Genomic DNA, 23,192 nt, shown 5'->3' with positions numbered 1-23,192 from the left:
CTGCGGTGATGGTCTGCCAGGGTCAGCTGACCCGGGTGGTCTCCGCGTGCGGGTCCGGCCGGTTCAGCAATCCGCCTTCACGGTCGATCTCGACCTGATCGACCACCGGATCCTCTTTGCGACGTCGGAGCACGATCAGGATGCCGAGCACGCCGAGCAGGCTCGCTCCGCCGATCGCAGTGAGCAGAGTCGCGTCGCGGGTGAGCAGGAACGGCGATGCGCCGTGGTCGGGACTCACCTCGGCGACGGGGGGACGATCGGCGCTGTCCACCGTGTCGAAGAAGGGGCTGACCGGCCCCCGTGTCGTCGGGTCAGGCAGCAGCTCGATCGCGGCCGTCGGCTGGATGAAGCCCCAGCCGTTCACGTCGTCGCGGTTGTCGGCGTCGGCACGCAGAGCCGTGGCTGCCAGGCGGTATGCCCACCCGGCCGGAGGATCGTCGGGGTGCGCTTCGGCGACCAGGGCGGCCGCCGCGCTCGCGTACCCCGTGGAGAAGCTCGATGCCGGAGCATCGGCGGCGAACACGCAGTCTCCGCCTCCGGGGAAAGCCGTCAGCACGTTGCTGCCGGGCGCGGTGACGTCGACCTGCGGGCCGTGGATCGACGAGTCCGTCGCGAGTCCGCGCGGGTCGGCGGCGCTGACGCCCAGCGCCTGTTCGTACGCGGCGGGATACCGCGCGGCATCCGCGGCGTCGGCATCGGATTCCCGGTTGCCCGCGCTCGCGACGACGAGAGCGCCGACGGCGGCCGCGTGCTCGACGGCGGCGCGAAGCTCCGCAGAATCCGATGTCTGCGACATCGACACGTTGATGATGTCGGCGCCGTTGTCGGCCGCCCAGTGGATGCCGTCGGCGAGTCGCTGGGATGTGGGCCCGAAGCCCTTGTCGACATCCTGCTTGGCGTCGCTGCGGAAGACGCGGACCGAGAGCAGCTTCGCGTCGGGGGCGAGGCCCACCACTCCGGAACCGGGCACCGGCTGCGCGGCGATCTGACCCGCGATGGCCGTGCCGTGTCCGGTCGTGTCGGTCAGCCCGTCGCTGCTCTCTCCGTCACCCACGAGATCGACTCCGCCGATCACGGTGCCCGCCAGATGCGGGTTGCCGGCGTCGACTCCGGAGTCGACGATGGCCACGACGACTCCCTTGCCTGTGGCGAGACGGTTCGCGTCCTCCGCGCCGAGCTGCGCGAGTGCTGAGGGGGCATCAGGAGAGAACACCACGGTTCCCGGCGTGCAGGCGTCACCTGCTGTCGCGGCCCGGACGATGCTCGACGGGATGCCGCTGTCGAGAGGGGAGGACGTGGGCGTCGCGGCAGCGGGCGACGCGGCGCCGAAGACCACGGCGCCCAGCACCAGTGCGGCGACGGCGTTCAGGCGGCGACGCATCAGTTCGTTCCGGAGCCGGGGGACTCCCGTGCCGCCTCAGCGCTCAGCGCCGGACCTGCTGCGAAGAACTCGATCCACGCGTCGGACACACGGCCGACGTCTGAGACCGAGTATCCGAGCTGGGCGATCGCACCGCTGGCGGCGTCTTCGGAACTCTCGTCGAGCGTCGCACCGGGAATCGCGTATGCGGTTCCGGACTCGTCGATCAGGACGGCCATGCCCACCGCGTCTTCCGAGCCACCGGTCACCTGCATCAGCGCGCCGCCGCCGACGGTGACGTCGACGCGAGAGCGGTCTTCCGGCAGCTCGGCGGTGGTCGCGCCGAGCACGGTGCGGGCGTCTTCGGCCAGGACCGCGCAGGGCGTCTGACCCGACTCGAGGGTGGCGAGCGGCTGCGCGGGCCAGTCGGTGCCGCCGAGGTTCGAGATGGTCGGGATGTCGCCCACCTCGGCCGGGGACACCTCGACCTCGCGTGCCTGCTCGCCGCTGCCGAGCAGGTAGAGCTGATAGGCCAGGGGGCTGAGAAGTGCGAGGTCGCCCGAGGCGAGCGCGACGTATCGCTCGTCGGCCGGCCTTCCCTGCGTGTGCACGATCGTGCCGGCGGTCAGATCGGTGCCCGCGACGGAGGCCCCGAAACCGTCGATGCGGATGGGGCCGAGTTCGTCGCCGGATTCGAACAGGTTGAGCCAGCGCCCGTCGACCTCGAGAATCTCGCTCGCGCCGAGACCTGCTGCGCGCAGCACCGCGTTCGCATCGGCGGGTGCGACCGCGTGACGCAGGCCGTCGGCGATGACGAACAGATCATCGCCGCGCTTCACGACGGCTCCTGTATCGGTCGAGATCGTGGCGACGGGATCGTCTGAGACGGTGACCGCGGTGCCGGCGCCGTCGTCGATGCAGGCAGTCCACGACGAATTGATGAGTGCGCCGGGAGCGGGCAGATCGTCGGGAGCGCCGAGGATGCCGATCGCGGGACCGATCGGGATGCCGTCGAGCGCGGCCTGATCGGTGCGCACCACCTTGAACTCGCCCGCCGGGATCAGCAGACGTGCACTGGCGGTGTTGATCACCGGATAGAGCGTGCCCTCGACCGAGACGTAGCGGGACCCCGTGTCGGTCGCGACGATGAGGCGGTTGTTCTGCCAGTCGCCGGGGAGGCCCGGCTGCATGATGCCCCAGAAAACTCCGACGAGGATCACGCCCACTGTGAGTGCGACGCCCGCCACCACGGCGCGCAGCGGCTTCGCCGGGTCGAGCTCCTTGCCGCCGGGGGCACCGCCGGTGAAGGCGGAGAGCAGACGACGTCGGCTGAAGCCCTGGGCTTCGATCAGGTCTTTCTTGGTCGCCATCGGTCAGACGAGCCCTGCCGTGATGACGCCCAGCGGCAGCAGCAGCGCGAGTGCGATCACTTCGACCGTGTCGCCGAGGCGGGTGAGCCTGAGACGTGCGCGCGGCGTCAGCAGGGTGAGGCCGACGAGGATCACGGTGGCGACGACGAGCACGAGCAGCATCCAGGTGCGCACGTCGGGCAGGGCGAGCGCGACCGTGATGCCGGTCGCCGCGAGGCCTATCGCGCCGATCGCCATCAGAACGAGCACACCGAGGCGTGCGTGAATCTGCCGCGACTGGAACATCATCCCCACGAAGGCGAGAACGCAGAGCACAGCACCGAAGACGCCGCTCGCGGCGACGAGGGGAGTCGCGATGAGTGCCGCGAGGCCGAGCGCCGCCCGCAGCGCGATGAGGGTGCGCGTGCCCGCGGCCGCGCGTCGCTTCACCTCGTCGGCGTCGATCGGCTCGGGGGCTGAGAACATGTCGGCGTCGCTCTGGGGCGAGATCACCCGGATCCGGGTGGAGCTGAGGGCGAGCCAGGGGATGCCGTTGGCGAGAAGGGCCGTCGTGGCCAGCATGATCGCGTATGGGGCGAGTTCGTCGCCGAAGATCGCCGCCGCGGTCGCCGTGATGCCGATCGATGCGCCGAGAGCGATCGGCACGAGATGGATCTCGGGCTTGTCCTGCGTGACGGCGAGTCCGAGGCCTCCCACGATCACGAGGCCGAGCCCCATCGCGGCGAGCGGCCAGCCCCAGATGCTCTGCACCGGCACCGCGAGATAGCCGGCGAGACCACCGTATGCCGCGGCCGCGAGACCGAGCGCGTGACCGGCTTCGGGCTGCCGCAGCCGCATCAGCACCGCCGCAGCCACGCTCAGCACCACGGCCCCGGAGCCGGCGATGATCGCGGGGATCAGAGACGTGGGGGGAGTGGCCACCAGCAGCAGGGCGCACAGCGCGAGGAAGGTCATGCTGATGAAGAGGGCCGTGCGCGAGCTGTCGGCCGGCGTCCATGACCCGTGCTGCTCGGCGGTGGCGTCGATCACGGCCTCGACCACGTCGTCGTAGACGCGCGGTTCGCTGGTGAGCCCTCCGCGCACGAGCGTGAGCAGTTCGCCCTCGTGCACGCCCTGTGCGGCCGCACCGCGAGACGGATCGAGTGGTGTGCCGTCGGCGCGCTGCAGTGCATAGCCCCCGTGCGTGAGCGTGGGATCGAGCACGCCGAGGCTGCGAGCGAAGCCGGGGATGATCTCGATCAGCGGCACCTGTGACGGCACGCCGACATCGAGTCGCCGGTCATCGCTGACGACGGAAAGTCGCAGCACGGTACCTGCCGTGGCGCTGCTCTGAGTCATGGAACGATGCCCCCTCCATGGTGTACAGCCGCAACGATGACGTGCGGCTGCGCATTCCGCCTCTCACCCTAGTTGAGGCGTGCGACAACGCGTAGTCGTGAGGGAGTCGGATTTGTCCATCGAGTGCACAATTTCCCTCCGGATCCTCCCAGGATTCTGGCGATCCGCGCGGATCTGATCTAACCTGTCACCTGAAACGAATCGTGGGGGGTTGTTTCGAAGTCGTCCCAACTCAGGGATGCGCTCCCCGCACGTGTGTCCGTGAGGACCGGAGGGAGTGAGTTATGGCTGATGTCATCTCCGCAGAAGAAGGGGCTCTGCGCCGCGGAGCCCAGGCGGTGCGGGAGACCAAGTCCGGGATCGACCAGCAGACCAAGAAGGTCCGCAGCGAGATCGAGCAGCTGCGCGGCTTCTGGACGGGTGCGGCAGCCGCATCGTTCAGCACGCTGATGTCCCGGTGGGACGAGCAGGCTCGTCAGCTCAACGAGGTCCTCGTGACCCTCGAAGATGCCCTCGCCGGCACCGAGCGCGACCAGGCAGCGACCGAAGAGGCGCACCAGCAGACCATTTCGGGCCTCGGCTCGATGATGTCGGGCGCCTGAGCGCGCGCATTCACAGGACTATAAGGAGAACATGATGCAGTCGATGTCAGTTCGCCCGGAGCAGGTCAACGCTCTGGCAGCTCAGATCCGCAGCGGTTCGCAGGGCATCCGCTCCGAGCTCGACCGTCTCGAGTCCGAGGTCGGCAAGCTCCGCGCAGCCTGGGACGGCTCCGCTCAGCAGGCCTACGACCAGGCTCAGGCCAAGTGGAACCGTTCGCTGAGCGAGATGCAGCAGCTGCTCACGCAGATCGCAGGAAAGACCGAGGAGATCTCGGGCCAGTACGTGCAGACCGACAAGTCGGCCGCCGGGCGGTTCGGGGCCTGATCCCGTGGCGCGGGCCCGCGGCAGAGATGCCCGGGTCCGCGCCGTCTGCTGTGCCGTTCGGCCTCGTGGTCGGAGAGCAGTGCAGATGATTCGGAATCATTGCCGTTGTGAAGAGGAGGGGCGTCGATGAGCATCGCAATCGACTTCGATGGAGTGTTCGCCGAGCTGAAGCGACTTCTGCGTGAGCTGCAGGAGTTCCCGAACCCGGCCGAGGTGGGGGTCTCCGAGGGGGGATCGTCGAAAGCCACTTTCGATTTCCGCAACGCCGTCGCGCGTTCCGCGGTCGCGATGGGCGATGTCACGGACAGGACGCTCATCAAGCTCCAGGACACGCACGACTCGATTCGAGCGGCCGTCGAGCAGATCGCCGAGCAGGATGCGTCCCTCGCCGACGAGGCGAAGCTGATCGTGTCCCTTCTCGACTCCGCGGTCGCGCAGGCTGAAGACGGGACGACCTCGCCGACCGGAGCATCCACCGGCGCGCAGGGCGGGGCCTCGGGCGGAGCTCCCGCATCGGCGCCCGCGCCGTCCGACTCAGGAGAGCCCGAAGAGGCCGACTACTGATGAGGCGAGGGCGTCGTGGAGTGATGGCGGCGGTCGGTGCACTCGCGCTGGCCGTCGGCTTCATCGTGCCGTCGAGCGCGACGGCGGCGTCGACCGATTCGGGCCTGTGGTGGTTCGATCGAGGAAAGATCCAAGAGGCGCACGATGCGGGGTTCGACGGCGCGGGAATCAAGATCGCGGTGATCGACAGCCAGATCAACCCCGATGTCGCCGGGCTCCGAGGCGCGAACCTCACGATGGACGAGTCCTCGTACTGCGTCGACGGGTCGGGAACGCCCTATCCCCTCGTCTCCACCGATTTCGCGGCCTCGTCCCACGGCACGCGCGTCGCCTCGATGATCGCCGGCACGGGTGAGGCACCGGCAGGAGGCACACCCGTCAAGGGCGTGGCTCCCGGTGCCGAGGTGCTCTACTACTCCGCCGGTGGCGTCGTCGACGATGCGGACGGCGACGCCATCGACTGCCTGCAGGCGAACGGCGAGGAACTCGGCGACGACGGGCGATTCGCTCTCGATCGTGCGATCTCGGATGCGGTGGCCGACGGTGCGGACATCATCTCGATCTCCTCCGAGAGCAGCACCACGGTCAACAAGGGGCTGGCAGACGCCTACGCCGCCGGCGTCGTCGTGGTCGCCGGCATGTCGAACGAAGACGGTGTCACGCTGTGGCCCGCGGCCTTGAACGGCGTGGTCGCGGTGCAGGCCTTCGGCGAGGACGGCAAGATCCAGAACGGGAGCAACGGCACCCCCAATCTCACGGATGACGTCGTCGTGGCAGCGCCGGGTCTCGGTCTGCTGCTTCCGGGGTCACCCGCGTCCTGGGACGAGCAGGAGATCGGTTCGGGAACGTCGTTCGCGACGCCTATCGTCGCGGGGTTCCTCGCGGTCGTGAAGCAGAAGTACCCGGAGGCGACCGGGGCGCAGCTGATCCAGAGCCTGATCCACAACACGGGCACGAAGGGCGAGCACGAGCCCGAGTGGAACGACAGCACCGGCTACGGCGCCGCGTCCCTCACCGGGATGCTCTCGGTCGACCCGACGAAGTACCCGGACGTCAATCCGCTCTTCGACACCGAAGACCCGTACGCCCAGCCGTCTGTCCGAGAGGTCAACGAAGCGAAGGCGGCGATGGGTGACGGCGGTCAGACGGTCGCTCCGACGACCCAGCCCGACGCAGACGAACCGCAGGCCCAGGAGTCGCCGCTGACCCCGTGGCTGATCGGCGGGGGAATCATCCTGGTGCTGCTGGTCGTGGGCGGCATCATCCTCGCGATCGTGCTGACACGATCGTCACGACGCAAGACCACCGAACAAGGGGGGAACCATGGCCGGTAAGCAGATGGGCGGCGGCGGATTCGAGGCAGAGCTCCAGCGCATCCGCACGCTCGATGACGCGATGATCCCGAGGATGTCGGCAGTGATCAACGCCTTCACCTCGCTCGAACGCGCTCTGTCGGCGGTGCGGCTGTCCGAGCACTGGCAGGGGTCCTCGGCTGACGGCGCCACGGCCGACATCGACGAGATCCGCGCGAACGTCTCCGGAATCCTCGAGACGGTGAAGGCGGTGGACACCGCGATCGCCGAAGGCAACTCAGCGCGACGCGAGATCGCGGCGGCCGAGCTGCCGTCGGCATCGATCGATCCGTTCTGGGCGAACGCCGCGAAGGGGGCGTCGTTCGTCGTCCACCCCGTGCTGGGGCCGCTCGCGGCCGACAGCGCCCTCGATGCGATCGGCGACTTCCTCGGGAACCAGCGAGAAGACCGTGCGCGACAGATCGTGAACGACGTCGAGACCTCACTCGTCGAACCCACCACCAAGCTGGATGCCGCGACCAATCGACTGAACCAGTTCGACTACGTCGCATCGGATCCTTCGAAGCGAGCCGAAGACCCGTTCTCGCACACGCAGGTCGACCGCCCGCACATCGTCGGAACTCCTGGGATCGGCGGCGGCCCCTCGGGCTACACCCCCGGGGGAGGCGGTTACGAGCCTCCGACCGGAGATGTCGGCGAGTATCAGCCGCCGATCTCGACGGACCCGACTTATCCCACTTATCCGACGAATCCGACGGACTTCCCCCCGCCGACCTATCCGACGTTCCCTGACGGCCCGGGCGACTGGGAGTACGACCCCGACGGGCCGGGTGGCCCCGGTGGTTCGGACAATGGCGACCCGACCGTCGACTTCCCGGGCGGCGGCGTGCTGCCGGGTGGTCCGGGAGGAACCGGGGGCGGCAACACACTCACTCCGGGCAGCTCGTTCCCGGGCGGAACCCTCCCCAGCGGTGGCAGCGGTATCGGTGGCGGCATCGGCGGAGTCGTCGGCGGCGGGGCCGGAGCCGCGGCGATCGCCGCGGGATCGAAGATCGCGGGCATCGGCAGCATGGGAGCCCTCGGAGGCTCCGGTCTCGGCGGCGCTTCCGGAGCCGGTCTCAAGGCCGGTGGTGGTCTGCTGGGCAACTCCGCGGCCGGCGGCGCCGGTGGTGCGGGAAGTGCCGGCCGCCCCGGAGGCATCGGTGGTGTCGGCGGCGTCGGTGGTGCCGGCGGCGCGGGCGGCGCGGGCGGTTCATCGGGTGCAGCGGGGTCGGGAATGCGTCCCGGCATGGGCATGATGGGCGCCGGCGGTGACGAGGAGGAGAAGGCCAAGCGCTCCGGTCTCGGCGGTCCGATCGCTCCCAAGCTCGAAGACGAGGAAGAACGAGGACCCCGCGCCAAGGGTGCGCAGGCGGGTTCTCGCGACGACCACGCAGGCTGATCCGCGTGAGCGGAAGAGGGGGCGTGCGGCCGAGGTCGCACGCGGTCGATAGGGTGCAGGTGTGTCAGTCGATATCGTAGAGCGGCGCCGCATCGTGCTCCAGAGCGAGGATCGGCGTATCGACCTCTCGCTTCCGTTCGACGAGACTCTCGACGATGCACTGGTGCTGAGCGGCCTGTCGACGGCGGACCGATTCGTGACCGTCGGCCCGGGAGGCTTCGAGGTGCCCGGCGACACCGAGTGCGAAGACCTCGTCGACGGCGGCCTGTATGCGCTGATCGATCGGGCGGCACTCGCGCCCCGCGCGCCGAGCGCGAGGGCGGATGCTCCCACCAGAGCGGATCACGGAGCCCGGTGGTGGATGCTCGCCGTCAGCGGGCTTCTGCTCGTCGCCGTGTTCGCCCAGGGCGCCGGAGACCCGCTGCTGCGTCTGCTGGTCGCTCTGGTTCTCGTCGTCGGAACCCTCGGCGGAGCGATCGCCTGGGCCCGCCGCGACTCGATGGCCGGCGTCCGCGGCATCCTCGGCGTGCTGGCGCCGGTGGTGATGTCCTTCGCGGCGGGTGCGCTGCTGATTCCGGCGTCGCTCGAGGCGAGTGCGCATCTGTCGACGGCATCCGGCTTCCTGGCCGCAGGCATCACGACGGCGATCGTGGCGGTCTCCGCCCGAGCGCGTCCGATGCGGGCGGCTGCCGGCACGGCCACGGTGCTGCTCGTCAGCCTGGCGGCGGTGTGGGGACTCGCGCTGCTGCTGCGGTGGAACCCCGCCGACGCGGCGGCGATCTCGCTCGGACTCGTCCCCCTGGGCCTTCGGGCGCTGCCGAGCAGCCTCGTCAACCTTCCGGAGGGCTACTTCATCGACTACAAGCACTTCATGACGAGCCGGTGGACAGTCCGCGGCGCGATCCCCGAGTCCGTGGGCGTGCTGCGGACCGAGAGGATCACCGCGGTCGTCGACGACTCGTCGGCGAGGCTGGTGGCAGGCACTGCCGTGCTCAGCGTCGTGGCCGCGGTGATGGCCCCTGTCGCTTTCCTCCGGCCCTGGTCTGCCGATCCGTTCGTGGTCTCCGGTGGTATCGCTCTCCTCGTCTGCGTCATCCTCGCTCTGCTCCTCACTCCGCGTCACACCACCTCCCGCATCCTTCGCTGGCTGCCCCGCGCCGCCGCCGGTGCTGTCTTCCTCGTCGCCGCGCTGCAGGCCGCACTCACCCTCGGCGCCGGGTTCCAGTTGCTCGGCGCCGCCGCCCTGTTCGCCGTCGCACTCGTCGCGGTGGCGGTCGTCGTCCCGATCTCCCGCGGCTCGAGCTCGCTCGTCTGGTCGCGCTTCGGTGACGCGTTCGAGTGGCTCGCCGTGGCGCTGTCACTTCCCGCCGCACTGCTCTTCGCGGATTCTCTGTCCCTGCTCCGTGGAATGATGGCGTGATGAGCGGGAACGGTGAACCACAGCCCCGGCCGGCGAGTGGCCCGATCCCCCCGATGCAGCCGGGCATGATGCAGCCGGGCGTGATGCAGCCGGGCGAGGTCCCGGCTCTGCCGCCCGCGCTGATCGCTGCGCCTCCCGGCGTCGACGGCGCGCCGCTGCGGCAGGACTCCGCGCCGGCCGCACCCACGCCACTGGTGACGTCACGTGCGCGAGAACGGCGCCCTGCCGATGGTCTCGGCCCTGCGTTCGCCGGGATTCCGGCATCCACCGGACTTCGCATCGCCGCGTTCACCCTCGACGCCGCCGTCGTGATCCTCACCGCCGCCGTGGTGCTCATCACGACGCGCAGCCTGCTGCTCGCCGGTCTGACCGTCGCGGAGCTCGCGATCTTCTTCTGGGTGCTCGAGGCCCGGACGGGACTCACCCTCGGAAACCTCGTGCTGCGCTTGCGCACCGCACGCGGCGATCGCCCGTACTCGCCGGGTGTGGGTCGGCAGTTCGTGCGTGGGGCGATCACAGGGGCGGGTTTCCTCGTGGCGTTGGGCAGCTGGGTCGTCGTCGCGTCGAGCGCCTGGGACCGCGGCGGTCGACGCCAGACCTGGGCCGATCGCATCGCAGGAACGGTGGTCGTCTCGGTGCCTGCTCGCACTTCACCGGAGTCCTCCGCCGAAGTGTCGCAGCAGACGCCTCAGCCGGTCGCGGTCGAATCCCTGGCACCACCCCAGGTCGTCGCACTCGGATCCCATCCCGCCACGGTCGACGAGGATTCTGAGCCGACCGACGCGCGTGCAGCGTCGCACCGTGCCGATCCTCAGGTCCCCGCGGCCGCGGCAGAAGAGAAGCCGCTGTTCGCCGTCGCGCCGCAGACCGGGCAGCAGCCGGTCACGGAATCACCGACCGCCTCCGCCTCGGACACCGGAGCACTGCTGCTCATCTTCGACACGGGGCAGCGTGTGCAGCTGCCGCTTCCGCTCGCGGTCAACCTCGGTCGAGGGCCTGTCGCCAGTGCTCACGACGACCGACTCGTGGTCGTGACCGACCCGGATTCCTCGGTCTCGAAGACCCATCTGCGCATCGAGCACTCGCGCGGCCGCACGTGGGTGACCGATTTCGGATCGACCAACGGATCGGACGTGCGCTCCGATGACGGGCAGACGACCGAGCTCGTCGCGGGCGAGCGGATGCTCCTCGACGACGCCGATCGCGTTCGAATCGGCAACCGCAGCTTCACCATCAACCTCCTGCTGGGCACCGACAGCAGTGTCGGAGAGAGAGCATGACAGGACCCCGTCTCGCACCGCCCCGCGTCCCCTCGGGCAAGGTCCCCGTCCAGGCGCCGCCCGAGCTCCAGCCGAATGACGGAGGCATGGGAGTCCTGGGGTCGCTGCTGCCCATGCTGGGCAGCGTGGGCGCGATCGTCATGGTGACGATGTCGAACCAGTCGGTGACGGGTCTCCTCACCGGAGGCATGTTCCTGCTGTCCTCCCTCGGCTTCGTGGCGGTCAACGGCTGGCGGCAGCGTTCGCAGCGGCAGGCGGCCACTCTCAGCTCACGCCGCGAGTACCTCGCGTATCTGACCGAGATGCGACAGACCGTGCGCGTCGCTGCCCGCCAGCAGCGTCGTGCGGCCAACTGGCATCTGCCCGCGCCGTCGGCGCTTCCCTACATCGCCGAGGAGCGCACCCGCGTGTGGGAGCGCAGCGTCAACGATCCCGACTTCCTCTCGGTGCGAGTCGGCACGAGCGATCAGCCGTTGTGCATCAGCCTCGAGGCTCCCGAGCTCCCGCCGCTCGCACAGCTCGACCCTGTGGCTGCGTCGGCAGCCCACCGTTTCATGCTGACGCACGAGATGCAGAAGAACCTCCCGGTCGGCATCACGCTGCGCGATTACGCACGCATCGAGATCACGGGTGACGAGACCGAGTCGCGGGCCCTCGCCCGAGCGATGCTGCTGCACGCCGCGACGATGCACGATCCCGATTCGGTGCAGATCGTCGTCGCCGCGGACGCCGCCGTACTGCCGCAGTGGGAGTGGACGAAGTGGCTTCCGCACACCCATTCGCGCACGGTACGCGACGGACTGGGCGCGGCGCGCATGATCGGGTCGCAGCTGTCGGAGCTCGAAGACATGCTCCCGTCCGAGGTGCGCGAACGTCCACGGTACGCCAGAGACGGTTCGTCCCCCACCGTCCCGCACATCGTGATCCTGACCGACGGCGCCAGCACCGCGTTCAACGACGTGCTCGTGAGCGGCGACGGGGTTCAGGGAGTCACGGTCATCGACCTGCCGTCGCGGTGGGCCGATCTCGAGGATCCGCACGCCCTCCGCATCGCGTTCGACCCCGCCTCGAAGGGATCGCGCGCCGAGCTGGTCAGCCTGCAGGTGTCGCCCCGTCCCTTCGACGCCGATGGGATCAGCATCGTCGAGGCAGAGGCGACGGCACGTCGTCTCATGCCGCTGTACTCCGGCGGAACGGCCATCGCGAAGAAGAAGAGCGCGACCGATCAGGCCGAGCTCGTGGAGCTCCTGGGGCTTCCGGACGTGCGCGACCTCGACCTCGACGCGGCCTGGTCGCCGCGTCTGGAGCGAGACCGGCTGCGGGTGCCGATCGGGCAGGCGGAGGACGGCAGCCCGCTGATCCTCGACATCAAGGAATCGGCGCAGCAGGGTATGGGGCCGCACGGCCTCATCATCGGTGCGACGGGTTCGGGCAAGTCGGAGGTTCTCCGCACGCTCGTGCTCGCCCTGGCGATGACGCACTCCCCGGAGCAGCTCAACTTCGTGCTCGTCGACTTCAAGGGTGGCGCGACCTTCGCCGGCATGGCTGACATGCCTCACGTGTCGGCGATCATCACGAACCTCGGTGAGGAGATCTCGCTCGTCGACCGCATGCAGGACGCGCTGCAGGGTGAGATGGTGCGCAGGCAGGAACTCCTGCGTGCGACCGGTCCCTTCGCGAACGTGGCCGACTACGAGAAGGCGCGCCGCGGGGGCCGCACGGATCTCGCGCCGTTGCCCGCATTGCTGATCGTGGCCGACGAGTTCTCCGAACTGCTCTCCGCGAAGCCCGAGTTCGTCGACACGTTCGTCAACATCGGTCGTCTCGGTCGGTCCCTGCAGGTGCATCTGCTGCTCTCCTCGCAGCGGCTGGAAGAAGGCAAGCTGCGCGGACTCGACACGCACCTGTCCTATCGCATCGGCCTCCGCACCTTCTCGGCCGCCGAGTCGCGGACCGTGCTCGGTGTGCCGGATGCGTACCACCTGCCCACCCAGCCGGGTGCCGGCATCCTGAAGTCCGACACCGAGACCATGACGCAGTTCCGCGCGGCGTACGTGTCGGGGCCTCCGCCGCGACGTCGACGCCGGGCATCGTCCGGCTCGACGCAGAGCACGGGCTCGACGGCGGTCGAACTGTTCACCGCTGCGCCGGTGTGGCGTGCCGAGACACCGGTCGACGAGCCCGAGGTCGTCGTCGACGCCGAGCCGGAGGAGAAGCGCAACACCTTCGAGATCGCGGTCGAGATGATGAGCGGCCGCGGCCCTTCCGCGCACCAGGTCTGGCTGCCTCCGCTCGAGACCCCGGCGACACTCGACCAGATGTTCGGCGACCTCGTCGAGGACCCCGCACTCGGTCTCATCTCGCCGCGCTGGCGTCGTGCCGCCGCACTCACCGTTCCGCTCGGAATCGTCGATGTGCCGCTCGAGCAGCGTCGCGAGACCCTCGCGGTCTCGCTCGGCGGCGCTGCGGGTCATATGGCCATCGTCGGTGCTCCGCTCAGCGGCAAGAGCACGCTCGCACGCACCGCGCTCGTCGCGCTCGCGCTCACGCACACTCCGCAGGAGGTGCAGTTCTTCGTCATCGACTTCGGCGGTGGCAGCTTCGCGGGTCTGCAGAGGTTCACTCACGTCAGTGGAGTCGCGACTCGCTCTGAGCCCGACATCGTCCGACGCACGGTGGCCGAGGTCACGAGCCTGCTCAATGCGCGCGAGGTGTACTTCAGGCAGAACGGCATCGACTCGATCGACACCTATCGACAGCGTCGCGCTCAGGGCATGGCCGATGACGGATACGGAGACATCTTCCTGGTCGTCGACGGCTGGGGCACCCTCCGTGCCGAGTTCGACATGCTCGAACCGCAGATCCAGGCGATCGCCGCCCGCGGCCTCACCTACGGGGTGCACGTCGTGATCACCGCTGCGCGGTGGATGGAGGTGCGTGCCAATCTCAAGGACCTCATCGGCACGCGCATCGAACTGCGACTCGGAGACCCCTCGGACTCCGAGGTCAATCGCAAGGCGGCCGAGAACGTCACGTCGCTCCCCGGCCGCGGTCTCAACGACAACGGACTCCAGATGCTGACGGCGTTGCCGCGCATCGACGGCGTCGACGACGCCTCCTCCCTGTCCGACGGCATCGACGATCTGGCGCGCAAGGTCGCAGCCGCCTGGCACGGCCCGGCAGGGCCCAAGCTGCGACTGCTCCCGTCGCAGATCGGTCACGCCGACCTGCGCGCCGTGGCCGCAGCCGCGACGCCGGACGGGACCGAGCCGCGCGAGATCCTGCTCGGCATCGACGAGGCCAACCTCGCGCCGTTCTCCATCGATCCGATCGCCGAGCCGCTGCTGTACCTCTACGGTGACGCCGATTCGGGCAAGTCCTCGATGCTTCGCGGTGTCGTGCATGAGATCACACGCCTCTACGGGCCCTCCGAGGCGAAGATCTTCGTCGTCGACTATCGACGCGCTCTGCTCGGCGAGATCCCCCAGGAGTACCTGGGGGCCTATCTCACCTCGCACGAGATGACCGAGGGCGGAATGAGCGAGCTCGCGCAGTTCTTCCAGAGTCGCATCCCCGGTGCCGACGTCACCCCCGATCAGCTGCGCACCAGGTCATGGTGGAGCGGTGCCGAGGGGTTCGTGCTGATCGACGACTACGACCTCGTCTCGACATCGCAGGGCAACCCGGTCGCCGTGCTCGCTCCGCTGCTGGCACAGGCAGCGGATCTCGGCCTGCATGTGATCCTCACCCGCCGCACCGGTGGAGCGAGCCGCGCCGCCTACGACCCCATCATCCAGCGGATGACCGACCTGGGGGCGACAGGCATCCTGCTCTCCGGAAACCCGGAGGAGGGGCAGCTGATCGGCAAGGTCAAGGCGATTCCGGCGATCCCCGGCCGTGCGCAGATCGTCAGCCGCGATCGCGGTCTCGTCTCCGCCCAGCTCCTGTGGGTGCCGCCGAAGTATCAGTGATGAGCCTGTGATGACAGGACGCCCCGCCGATGACATCGGCGGGGCGTCCTGTCATATCAGGGCCCAGGGCTGAGGGCTCAGGGCTCGGGTCTCAGCGCACCGCGTCGGCGAGGTGGCGGGCATCGTGGCTGAGCACCTTGACGATGATCCCGTGTCGGCGCAGCTCGGCGGCTGTGCGCACGCCCTCATCCGCGTCGCGGCCGAGGGCGTTGATGTTCGCCACGACCAGCACATCGCCCTTGTTCAGGGTCGCGATGAGGCGCGACAGCCGGTCGCTCCAGCTCTCGAGGATGTCAGGGGCGGGGTGACGGAAGCCGTGGATCGGTACGCCGAACCGAGTCAGATCGTCGCGCTGTTGCACGACAGACGGCATGCCCTCGCGCGAGACGACGAGACCGACCAGACGCGAGCCGTCGGGACGGGCCAGCCAGAAGTCGCGATTCTGCTGCAGCTCGGTGAAGCATTTGGGACACTCCGCCGCCGCGTGCGGCAGATGCAGCGGACTCGTCAGGGCCTCGTCGACGGATGTCGTCGCCTTCATCGGATCGATCGTCTCGCTCATCGCGCACCTCCAGCACCCATTCTGCCCTGAACCGGGGCCGCGCGGTGGCCTTTCAGAGCATCCCGAGCGCCCTGACCGTCTCTCGCTCGTCGACGAGCTCGGCGACGGAGGCGTCGATGCGGGCCCGAGCCCAGTCGCTCACCTCGAGTCCTTCGACGATGCGCCACTCGCCGTCGACCGAACGCACCGGGAACGACGAGATCAGTCCCGCGGGCACACCGTACTCACCGTGCGACACGACGCCTGCGGAGGTCCACTCATCGGTGCCGTGCACCCAGTCGCGCACGTGGTCGATCGCTGCGCTCGCCGCGGAGGCGACCGACGACGAACCACGCACCTGGATGATCTCGGCGCCACGCTTCGCGACCCTCGGGATGTAGGTGTCGGCGAGCCAGGTGGGCACGTCGCCGACGACGGCCTCCAGCGCCTCGGCGAGGGGGCGCCCGGCGATCGTGGCGTGGGAGACGTCCGGGAACTGGGTCGCCGAGTGGTTGCCCCAGATCGGCACCCGTCGGATCGTGTCGACGGGAGCGGCGAGCGTCTGCGCGAGCTGAGCCCGTGCACGGTTCTCATCCAGCCGGGTCAGGGCGCTGAATCGCTCGGCAGGCACACCGTCGGCGGCGGCCGAGGCGATCAGCGCGTTGGTGTTCGCGGGGTTGCCGACCACGGTGACGCGCACATCCGCCGAGGCATGGGCGGCGATCGCCGCGCCCTGCGGCCCGAAGATGCCGGCGTTCGCAGCGAGAAGGTCGCCGCGCTCCATCCCGGGACCACGCGGACGTGCGCCGACGAGCAGGGCGAGATCGCAGCCGTCGAAGCCGACCGCGGGATCATCCGTGACCTCGACATGCTCGAGCAGCCCGAACGCTCCGTCCTGAAGCTCGAGAGCGGCGCCCTCGGCTGCTCCGAGTCCCTGCGGGATCTCGAGGAGTCGCAGTCGAACCTTCTCGTCCGAGCCCAGCAGGTCTCCTGCGGCGATGCGGAAGAGAAGCGCGTATCCGATCTGTCCGCCGGCTCCGGTGATGGTGATCGTGGTGGTCATGACACGAGCCTACGACCGCAGGATGCCGGTGTGCCTGGGAATCCGTGCGCGGAGTACCCTCATGGCATGACCTTCAATCCCGACGCCGATGTCTCCGGAAACACTGCCCGCCGTCGCGGCCGCGGCGCGGTGGTCGCAGGCGCGGGAGGAGTCGGGCTGCTCGGCATCATCGCTCTGATCGCAGGCCCGCTGCTCGGCATCGACCTCACGGGTCTGCTCGGAGGTGCGGGCGATTCAGGCGGCGGCTCGGAGCCCGCTGAGGGCAGCGTGATCGAGAACTGCCTGACGGGTGAGGACGCCAATGAGAGGGTGGACTGCCGCGTGGCGAGCTCGCAGCTCGCACTCGACGGTTTCTGGGAGGACCACGTCGACGGGTATCGCGCTCCGGGATTCATCATCGTCGACGGTGCGACGGCCACCGGGTGCGGCACAGCGTCGAATGCCGTCGGGCCCTTCTACTGCCCGCCGGATGAGACCGTCTACATCGACCCCTCGTTCTTCGAGTTGATGCAGCAGCAGTTCGGCGCATCGGCCGGCAACCTCGCCCAGCTCTACATCGTGGGCCACGAGTGGGGCCACCACATCCAGTACATCACCGGTGACATGGAGCGGTATCCGAACAACGGCACCGGTCCCGACAGCAACGGCGTGCGCATCGAGCTGCAGGCCGACTGCTATGCCGGGGCCTGGATCGGGCAGATGACGCAGGAGACCGACAAGAACGGCGTGCCGTACCTGCAGACGCCGACCGAGGCGGAGCTGCAGGATGCCGTGAACGCGGCGTACACGGTGGGCGACGACCATATTCAGGAGCAGTCCGGTTTCGTGAATCCCGAGAGCTTCACTCACGGCACGAGCGCTCAGCGTCAGGCATGGTTCGCGACCGGCTACAAATACGGTCTCGACACGTGCGCCGAGCCTCTCACCGCCTCGGCCGGTGACCTGTGAGGCTGGACTCATGAACCTCGACGCGCTGTATCCGCCGATCGAACCCCACGAGACGGGGGAGCTGCTCGTCGGCGACGGGCACCGCGTCTACTGGGAGGTCAGCGGCAACCCCGAGGGCAAGCCCGTGGTGTTCCTGCACGGCGGCCCGGGGAGCGGCACCTCGGCCTGGCAGCGCCGCTTCTTCGACCCGGAGCGGTACCGGATCGTGCTCGTCGATCAGCGCGGATGCGGTCGCAGCACCCCGCACGCGAGCGCTCCGGGCGCCGACCTGCGCTTCATCACCACAGCTCATCTCATCGCCGACATCGAGCTGCTGCGCCGAAACCTCGGCATCGAGACGTGGCAGGTGTTCGGAGGATCCTGGGGGAGTGCCCTCGCACTCGCCTATGCGCAGGCGCATCCGGATGCCGTCTCAGAGCTCGTGCTCCGCGGGATCTTCACCCTCCGCCGCGAAGAGCTGGAGTGGTTCTACGAGGGCGGCGCCGCGGCCCTCTTCCCCGATCTGTGGGAGGACTTCATCGCGCAGATCCCGGTGCTCGAGCGTTCGCACATGATCGACGCGTACCACCGTCGTCTGTTCGACCCGGATCCCGCGGTGCATGAGCCGGCGGCTCTCGCATGGTCGCGCTGGGAGGCGTCGACCGTGACGCTGCGACCGGATGCCGCCCAGATCGCGGCGATGTCGGATCCGCACGCGGCCGTCGCGTTCGCACGCATCGAGAACCACTTCTTCGTGAACCGCGGCTGGTGGACCGAGGGGCAGCTGATCGCCGGGGTCGACGGCATCCGTCACATCCCCGCGGTCATCGTCCAGGGGCGCCACGACGTCTGCACTCCGATGATGACCGCGTGGGACCTGCGCCGCGCGTGGCCCGAGGCGCATTTCGTCGTGGTCGACGATGCCGGCCACTCGGCGTCGGAACCCGGCATCCAGGTCGCGCTGCGAGAGGCGACCGACCGCTTCGCAGGCTGATCCCCGCCCCGATCGCGAGACCGGGGCGGAGCGCTGCGGCTCAGGCGCGAAGCGCCTTGGCGAGCGTCTTCACCAGCCCGAGCGCGCCGCCGTCGGCACGGAACCGGGTGAGGCCCTCACTCACGGCCGCACCGGTGCGCGCCGACACGAACCACGGCGGCTTCGGCAGGATCGTGCGACGGCTTCGCCGGCCGGATGGGCGCAGCGATCCGGCGATCCAGCGAGGGAACGGGCGGAAGGGCGCGCGCAGGACCGAACGCTCGACGCGATCGAGCAGCAGCGCGTTGTGCACGATCCCGATCCCGCTGCCCACCTCGTCGAGCGTGTTGCCGGGGAACGCGCCCCAGGTGAGGGTGGGCGTGATGAACGCGAAGGCCGTCCAGCCGTTGATCGCGATCGAGCCGTAGCGCAGTGCGGTGATCGCCCGGTCGAACCCGCTGCCGAGCGACTTCTCCGTGACCGGATCGATCAGCAGGTTGGCGCCGAGCGTGCCCTCCAAGCGATCGTTCGCGTACTCGACGGCCGCGTCGAGGAACTCCTGCCCGATTCCGGGCAGGGAGACGACGCCGAGCACCGGGGCGAAGTACTCGGTGCGCTGCAGGGCCGAGGCGTCGCCTTCCGGTTCGATCTCCACCAGCACCCGGTCTCCCAGCACGAGAGCATCCGGATAGTCCTCTGCCGCGCGATCCATGCGCGACGACGATCCCGGGTACCAGGTGGGGCGTTCGGGGGCGTTCGCGTAGGCACGCCGCAGCGCGGCGCGGAACGCGTCGGCCTGAGCCCAGTCCGACGAGAGGAGGACCACCTGGCCGGCGATGCAGTTGTGTCCGCCGTTCTGCAGTCGCATCGTCGCGACATGCTCGGCCTGGTAGGTCAGGTCGGCGTCGGTCCATTCGCCGGGCACGATGATGATGGGCGAGACCCCGCCGAGTTCGGCGGTGATGGGCTTCGTCAGCTGCGGGCGCTCGTCGCTGCGGCGTCGCGTGGCAGCGGAGCCCGTGCCCCACACGATCGCGTCGAACGTCGTGGCGGAGCCGGTGATGTGCACGTGCGCGAGGTCGGGGTGTGCGGTCAGATAGGCACCGACGTCGGGGCCTCCGCGCACGATGCGCAGGAGGCCGAGCGCGATGAGCGGTGCGAACGCGCGCTTGTACACCGGCACGAGTGAGTCCTGCGTGGGGTTGACCTTGAGCAGAGCCGTGCGGTTGTGAGCCAGCAGTTCGTAGAGCACGTCGAGCACGGGGATCGAGGTGACGTTGCCCGCGCCGAGCACGAGCCCCACACCTCCCGAGACGCCGGGGGTGCGTTGAGCCAGGCCTGCAGCGGAGCGCGCGGCACTCGGCGTGACACCGGGTTCGAGCCAGACCTCACCGGTGAACCCTGAGAGCAGAAAACGGTCGATCCCTGTCAACGGGAAGGCATGCACGCGGGTGCGTCCGCCCGGGGCACGGTCGAGGCGGATGCCGTCGAGCGGGTTGGTGCCGGCTGCCAGTCGTGAGAGTGTCTCGATGTACGCGTCGATCGCGCCCAACACGCTGTACGGGCCGCTGAGCCACTCCTCGCCGCGCAACGGGTGCCGCGAGTCCAGTCCCTTGGAAGACGCCGCTGTCGCCGCCCAGTCCTCCGCGACCGCGGCGACGCTGGTCCGCACGCCGCGCAGCAAGGTGACCCGCTGGTCGAGGGTCAGAGCCGACCAGGTACGCGAGCCGAGGTGCAGTTCTCCGATCGCGGCGTCGAGTCGCGCGCGTGCCGCCTCTCCGGGATCGGCGGCTCCGCCCTCGGCCTTCGGGGCAGGGTCCGTCGGGGTCTTCGCGGCCTTCTCGGTCTTCGTGGCCTTCGTCGAGGTGGACGGCGTGGTCGCAGAGGTCATCGGCGGCTCCTTCGGACGGGATCTCAGCTTATGCCGCGGGTGCGACGTCGATGTCGGATCGTCTCAGGCGGTAACGTCGCAGCGTGACGAGGCTCACGGCCATGAGAGCGGCCGGGACGATGCTGAAGCTCAGCGCGATGCCGGCGACAGCGGCCTCGGGCTGCTGTGTCGTCGACCCGGCGATCGTCGAGACGTATCCGGTCGCGGCGAGCGTGAGCGCGACGGTGGTGGCGCCGAGAGCGAACCCCACCGTCTCGCCGGCAGTCCACACCCCGGTGAAAGTGCCGGCTTGGGCGAGTTCGCGCCCGGTCGCCCGCTCATCGTGCGAGATCACGTCGGGCAGCATGGCCATGGGCAGTGCCTGCAGGCCGGCGTAGGCCACGCCCGCCACCGCGACCGAGGCATAGATCCAGTCTCCCGGCCGCCACACGGCGAAAGTCAGCGTCGCCGCGGCGATCAGGAACAGGACGGTGGCGATCCCGAACGCGCGCTCCTTGCCGATCCTTCGGGCCAGCGCCGCCCACGCGGGGGTCGCTATCAGTGCGGGGCCGACGAGTGCGACGAACACGAGTGTCACGGCATCTTCCGAACCCAGCACCCAGGTCGCCATGTACTGCGCGGCTGCCAGCATCGTTCCCGTCGCCAGCGCCTGCAGCAGATAGGTGCCCAGCAGTGCCCGGAACGGTTGGCTGCGACGAAGGGCGAACACGCCGGCCGCATACTGCGCGCGCAGCCCCGGTGAGGGGACCGAGCGCCGCGCTGCCGTGGCCGCCCTGGCGGCCGTGCGCGCAGTCCGTGACGCCACCCACATGCCGAGCCCGATCACGACGCCGGCCACGACGCCCATCAGCAGGTATCCGAGCACCGGGTCGGACGCAGCGCTGCGCAGTTCCGGTCCGCCCGCGCCGAACAGCAGGATCGCGCCGGTGAGCACGACGACACGCCAGCCGAGCAACCGGGTGCGCTCGTCGTACCCGGAGGTGAGTTCGGCGGGCAGCGCGATGTACGGCACCTGGAAGAGACTGAACGCCGTCGCGGTCGCGAGAAAGGCGAGCAGCACGCAGACCGCTCCCGCCGTCGGACCCCAGGAGGGCGGCACGGCGAAGGTCGCCGCGAAGAAGAACGGCAGCGTGAGCGCGCCTGCGACCATGAAGCCACGGCGAGAGCCGGTGCGGGCGAGTTGCCGGTCGGATGCCGCGCCGATCACCGGGTCTATGACGACGTCCCAGATCTTGGCAACGGTCACGATGACGCCTGCGACGAGTGCCGAGACCCCGAGGTTGTCGGTGAGGAAGTAGGTCAGCACCAGGCCGGGCAGGGTCGCATAGCCGCCCGAGCCGAGCGAACCGACGGCATACAGGGCCACAGTGCGGCCGGACAGGCGGACGGATGCTCGCTCGGGCCGGGCCGCGGTGCTCATCGCGTCAGTGTAGCGGTGCGCAGAACCCCGGTCGCGGGCCGAGGCCGCGGGCGCTGACGGTGGCTCAGATGAGGGCGAGCTCGCGAAGTTTCGCCTCGACGTCGGCGTTCGACGGCTCGACGTGGTGCGACGAGTCGGGGTAGACCACGACCGGGATGCTCGTGCGCCCCGAGATCTCCTTGGCGACGTCGGCAGCCGAGGGCTCGACGACCAGGTCGATGTAGGTGTAGTCGACGCCGAGCGCGTCGAGCTGCTTCTTGGTGCGGATGCAGTCGCGGCACCAGTCGGCGCCGAACATCGTGATCGCGGAATCTGCAGGAGAGGTCATGCGTCAAGCCTAGGGCCGACGGACTGGACGGGCGCTGGACTCCGAACGTTGATAACTTAGGCAAGCCTTACCTATACTGGTCGCATGAATCACGCCTGCGAGCACCTCGACGATCCGGACTGGGAGAACATCGAGGGTGCCGTGCTCATCGCGGGCGATGCGGCCGACGCGGCCGTGATCGCCGGCATCGCTGCCCGCCTGCCCTGGGACGCGCACGGCGTGATCCTGCTCGAGGCGGCCGCACGCATCCAGTTCCGCCACATCGACGTGCCCGAGGGCGTCTCGGTGCGCTGGCTCCTGCGCGGTGACGGGGCGCGTCAGCACACCAAGGGCGAACGGCTCGCGACCGCCGTGCACTCGTGGCTGATCGAGTGGACGTGCTCGGAACCTCCGGCGCAGTGGACGGTGTGGCTCGGTTCGCACACCCCGCCGCACGTCGCGCGCATGGCGCGGAGCCTGCTCGGCGTCGCCAACTGACGCCGAGGACCGATGTCGCGGTTCAGACCGTTGCGAGCGCCGAGCCGCCGCGGGCAGAGCCGCCGAGCGTCGCCCCTGCAGTGATCGCGTCGAGAGCGCGCCGCAGCGACGAGCTCGACGTGTGCGCCGTGTACGGGAAGTACACGACCTCGACCCCGACCACTGCGAACTCGCGCTCGAGGCGCAGGCCCTTGTCGGTGCCGCGCCAGTCGTCGCCCTTGAAGAAGTGCGTGAACTGCACGTCGCGCCACGAATCCATCTTCGACGGAGTGGTCTCGACGTACACGTCGTCGACGAACGAGATGTGACGGACGATCTCCGCCCGCTCCGCGGTCGGGATGACGGGCTCGATGCCCTTCACCTGCCGCAGCATCTCATCGCTGACGACACCGGCGACGAGAACGTCGCAGTGCTGCTTTGCGTGACGAAGAAGGTTCAGATGCCCGACGTGAAACAGGTCGAAGGCACCAACGGCGTAGCCGATGCGCGTCCCCATGATCTCCCCAGATCAGTGATTTCCCCAGGAGCGGATCCCCATCCACTCAGCGACTCCCACAGCCGCATTCCCGAAGTGTAGCAGGTGCGGGT

At 69.3% G+C, this 23,192-nt stretch carries 20 protein-coding genes; 11 read left to right on the top strand and 9 right to left on the bottom strand.

Translation table 11 applies throughout. From position 1 onward, the window contains the following. Nucleotides 1-22: 22 nt before the first annotated feature. From ACZZZN_RS12995 to eccD, 3 genes are read right to left on the bottom strand one after another with little or no spacing between them, the layout of a single operon-like run. Nucleotides 23-1,381, bottom strand: a complete 1,359-nt coding sequence (locus ACZZZN_RS12995) for a S8 family serine peptidase (protein ID WP_463505554.1) — start codon at nt 1,379-1,381, stop codon at nt 23-25. Then, nucleotides 1,381-2,730: a type VII secretion protein EccB gene (gene eccB, locus ACZZZN_RS12990; protein ID WP_463505553.1), complete on the bottom strand. Its 1,350-nt coding sequence runs from the start codon at nt 2,728-2,730 to the stop codon at nt 1,381-1,383. Before eccB ends, ACZZZN_RS12995 begins: the two co-directional genes overlap by 1 nt. A 3-nt stretch (nt 2,731-2,733) precedes the next feature. Next, entirely contained in the window at nt 2,734-4,068 is a 1,335-nt protein-coding gene (gene eccD / locus ACZZZN_RS12985; RefSeq protein ID WP_463505552.1) for a type VII secretion integral membrane protein EccD, read from the bottom strand. Nucleotides 4,069-4,352: 284 nt separating this feature from the next. Between eccD and ACZZZN_RS12980 the strand changes: the two genes are divergently transcribed. From ACZZZN_RS12980 to eccCa, 8 genes are all read left to right on the top strand, one after another. After that, nucleotides 4,353-4,670, top strand: a complete 318-nt coding sequence (locus ACZZZN_RS12980) for a WXG100 family type VII secretion target (RefSeq protein WP_463505551.1) — start codon at nt 4,353-4,355, stop codon at nt 4,668-4,670. A gap of 43 nt (nt 4,671-4,713) precedes the next feature. Next, nucleotides 4,714-4,995, top strand: a complete 282-nt coding sequence (locus ACZZZN_RS12975; RefSeq protein WP_079113895.1) for a WXG100 family type VII secretion target — start codon at nt 4,714-4,716, stop codon at nt 4,993-4,995. Between the two features lie 126 nt (nt 4,996-5,121). Next, nucleotides 5,122-5,559: a hypothetical protein gene (locus tag ACZZZN_RS12970; protein ID WP_463505550.1), complete on the top strand. Its 438-nt coding sequence runs from the start codon at nt 5,122-5,124 to the stop codon at nt 5,557-5,559. A gap of 23 nt (nt 5,560-5,582) precedes the next feature. Beyond that, nucleotides 5,583-6,893, top strand: coding sequence for a S8 family serine peptidase (locus tag ACZZZN_RS12965; RefSeq protein ID WP_463505549.1), 1,311 nt, complete (start codon nt 5,583-5,585; stop codon nt 6,891-6,893). Continuing rightward, a complete protein-coding gene (locus ACZZZN_RS12960; RefSeq protein WP_463505548.1) occupies nt 6,883-8,313 on the top strand; it encodes a hypothetical protein in 1,431 nt (476 codons plus the stop codon). The genes ACZZZN_RS12965 and ACZZZN_RS12960 overlap by 11 nt, the downstream gene beginning before the upstream one ends. A 61-nt stretch (nt 8,314-8,374) precedes the next feature. After that, the gene (locus ACZZZN_RS12955; RefSeq protein WP_463505547.1) at nt 8,375-9,733 is read left to right on the top strand and encodes a hypothetical protein; all 1,359 of its coding nucleotides are present in this window, start codon (nt 8,375-8,377) and stop codon (nt 9,731-9,733) included. Nucleotides 9,734-9,798: 65 nt separating this feature from the next. Beyond that, the gene (locus ACZZZN_RS12950; RefSeq protein WP_463505546.1) at nt 9,799-11,013 is read left to right on the top strand and encodes an RDD family protein; all 1,215 of its coding nucleotides are present in this window, start codon (nt 9,799-9,801) and stop codon (nt 11,011-11,013) included. Beyond that, nucleotides 11,010-14,984, top strand: a complete 3,975-nt coding sequence (eccCa, locus tag ACZZZN_RS12945) for a type VII secretion protein EccCa (protein WP_463505545.1) — start codon at nt 11,010-11,012, stop codon at nt 14,982-14,984. Before ACZZZN_RS12950 ends, eccCa begins: the two co-directional genes overlap by 4 nt. Nucleotides 14,985-15,075: 91 nt before the next feature. Here the strand turns inward: eccCa and ACZZZN_RS12940 are convergent, their stop codons facing one another. Together ACZZZN_RS12940 and ACZZZN_RS12935 are read right to left on the bottom strand one after the other, a co-directional pair. Further along, entirely contained in the window at nt 15,076-15,546 is a 471-nt protein-coding gene (locus tag ACZZZN_RS12940; protein ID WP_463505544.1) for a recombinase family protein, read from the bottom strand. 52 nt (nt 15,547-15,598) lie between these two features. Continuing rightward, nucleotides 15,599-16,588, bottom strand: coding sequence for a malate dehydrogenase (locus ACZZZN_RS12935; RefSeq protein ID WP_463505543.1), 990 nt, complete (start codon nt 16,586-16,588; stop codon nt 15,599-15,601). Nucleotides 16,589-16,654: 66 nt separating this feature from the next. On the opposite strand from ACZZZN_RS12935, the gene ypfJ reads away from it, so the two are divergent. Beyond that, nucleotides 16,655-17,536, top strand: coding sequence for a KPN_02809 family neutral zinc metallopeptidase (gene ypfJ, locus ACZZZN_RS12930; protein WP_463505542.1), 882 nt, complete (start codon nt 16,655-16,657; stop codon nt 17,534-17,536). 10 nt (nt 17,537-17,546) lie between these two features. Further along, a complete protein-coding gene (gene pip / locus ACZZZN_RS12925) occupies nt 17,547-18,509 on the top strand; it encodes a prolyl aminopeptidase (RefSeq protein WP_463505541.1) in 963 nt (320 codons plus the stop codon). Nucleotides 18,510-18,549: 40 nt separating this feature from the next. Here pip and ACZZZN_RS12920 read toward each other — a convergent pair whose 3' ends face one another. The 3 genes from ACZZZN_RS12920 to ACZZZN_RS12910 form a co-directional block, all read right to left on the bottom strand. Beyond that, nucleotides 18,550-20,379 carry an aldehyde dehydrogenase family protein gene (locus ACZZZN_RS12920; protein ID WP_463505540.1) on the bottom strand — a complete coding sequence of 610 codons (1,830 nt, stop codon included), beginning with the start codon at nt 20,377-20,379 and terminating at the stop codon, nt 18,550-18,552. Between the two features lie 28 nt (nt 20,380-20,407). Next, entirely contained in the window at nt 20,408-21,799 is a 1,392-nt protein-coding gene (locus tag ACZZZN_RS12915) for an MFS transporter (RefSeq protein WP_463505539.1), read from the bottom strand. A gap of 64 nt (nt 21,800-21,863) precedes the next feature. Then, nucleotides 21,864-22,127 carry a glutaredoxin family protein gene (locus ACZZZN_RS12910; RefSeq protein ID WP_463505538.1) on the bottom strand — a complete coding sequence of 88 codons (264 nt, stop codon included), beginning with the start codon at nt 22,125-22,127 and terminating at the stop codon, nt 21,864-21,866. An 84-nt stretch (nt 22,128-22,211) separates the two neighbouring features. Here ACZZZN_RS12910 and ACZZZN_RS12905 point away from each other — a divergent pair, with 84 nt between their 5' ends. Continuing rightward, entirely contained in the window at nt 22,212-22,604 is a 393-nt protein-coding gene (locus ACZZZN_RS12905; RefSeq protein ID WP_463505537.1) for an SIP domain-containing protein, read from the top strand. Nucleotides 22,605-22,626: 22 nt separating this feature from the next. Here the strand turns inward: ACZZZN_RS12905 and ACZZZN_RS12900 are convergent, their stop codons facing one another. Then, nucleotides 22,627-23,100, bottom strand: coding sequence for an adenylyltransferase/cytidyltransferase family protein (locus ACZZZN_RS12900; RefSeq protein WP_463505536.1), 474 nt, complete (start codon nt 23,098-23,100; stop codon nt 22,627-22,629). Between the last annotated feature and the right edge of the window lie 92 nt (nt 23,101-23,192).

The sequence above is a fragment of the Microbacterium sp. AC145 genome (assembly GCF_979258505.1).
The sequence above is the reverse complement of the archived record's forward strand: the minus strand, read 5'-3'. Positions and strand labels throughout refer to the sequence as shown.

What these genes read in the sequence shown, in the direction of transcription:
- ACZZZN_RS12995 (WP_463505554.1), bottom strand. Translation starts at nt 1,381, where the DNA reads ATGCGTCGCCGCCTGAACGCCGTCGCCGCACTGGTGCTGGGCGCCGTG.
- eccB (WP_463505553.1), bottom strand. Translation starts at nt 2,730, where the DNA reads ATGGCGACCAAGAAAGACCTGATCGAAGCCCAGGGCTTCAGCCGACGT.
- eccD (WP_463505552.1), bottom strand. Translation starts at nt 4,068, where the DNA reads ATGACTCAGAGCAGCGCCACGGCAGGTACCGTGCTGCGACTTTCCGTC.
- ACZZZN_RS12980 (WP_463505551.1), top strand. Translation starts at nt 4,353, where the DNA reads ATGGCTGATGTCATCTCCGCAGAAGAAGGGGCTCTGCGCCGCGGAGCC.
- ACZZZN_RS12975 (WP_079113895.1), top strand. Translation starts at nt 4,714, where the DNA reads ATGTCAGTTCGCCCGGAGCAGGTCAACGCTCTGGCAGCTCAGATCCGC.
- ACZZZN_RS12970 (WP_463505550.1), top strand. Translation starts at nt 5,122, where the DNA reads ATGAGCATCGCAATCGACTTCGATGGAGTGTTCGCCGAGCTGAAGCGA.
- ACZZZN_RS12965 (WP_463505549.1), top strand. Translation starts at nt 5,583, where the DNA reads ATGGCGGCGGTCGGTGCACTCGCGCTGGCCGTCGGCTTCATCGTGCCG.
- ACZZZN_RS12960 (WP_463505548.1), top strand. Translation starts at nt 6,883, where the DNA reads ATGGCCGGTAAGCAGATGGGCGGCGGCGGATTCGAGGCAGAGCTCCAG.
- ACZZZN_RS12950 (WP_463505546.1), top strand. Translation starts at nt 9,799, where the DNA reads ATGATGCAGCCGGGCGTGATGCAGCCGGGCGAGGTCCCGGCTCTGCCG.
- eccCa (WP_463505545.1), top strand. Translation starts at nt 11,010, where the DNA reads ATGACAGGACCCCGTCTCGCACCGCCCCGCGTCCCCTCGGGCAAGGTC.
- ACZZZN_RS12940 (WP_463505544.1), bottom strand. Translation starts at nt 15,546, where the DNA reads ATGAGCGAGACGATCGATCCGATGAAGGCGACGACATCCGTCGACGAG.
- ACZZZN_RS12935 (WP_463505543.1), bottom strand. Translation starts at nt 16,588, where the DNA reads ATGACCACCACGATCACCATCACCGGAGCCGGCGGACAGATCGGATAC.
- ypfJ (WP_463505542.1), top strand. Translation starts at nt 16,655, where the DNA reads ATGACCTTCAATCCCGACGCCGATGTCTCCGGAAACACTGCCCGCCGT.
- pip (WP_463505541.1), top strand. Translation starts at nt 17,547, where the DNA reads ATGAACCTCGACGCGCTGTATCCGCCGATCGAACCCCACGAGACGGGG.
- ACZZZN_RS12920 (WP_463505540.1), bottom strand. Translation starts at nt 20,379, where the DNA reads ATGACCTCTGCGACCACGCCGTCCACCTCGACGAAGGCCACGAAGACC.
- ACZZZN_RS12915 (WP_463505539.1), bottom strand. Translation starts at nt 21,799, where the DNA reads ATGAGCACCGCGGCCCGGCCCGAGCGAGCATCCGTCCGCCTGTCCGGC.
- ACZZZN_RS12910 (WP_463505538.1), bottom strand. Translation starts at nt 22,127, where the DNA reads ATGACCTCTCCTGCAGATTCCGCGATCACGATGTTCGGCGCCGACTGG.
- ACZZZN_RS12905 (WP_463505537.1), top strand. Translation starts at nt 22,212, where the DNA reads ATGAATCACGCCTGCGAGCACCTCGACGATCCGGACTGGGAGAACATC.
- ACZZZN_RS12900 (WP_463505536.1), bottom strand. Translation starts at nt 23,100, where the DNA reads ATGGGGACGCGCATCGGCTACGCCGTTGGTGCCTTCGACCTGTTTCAC.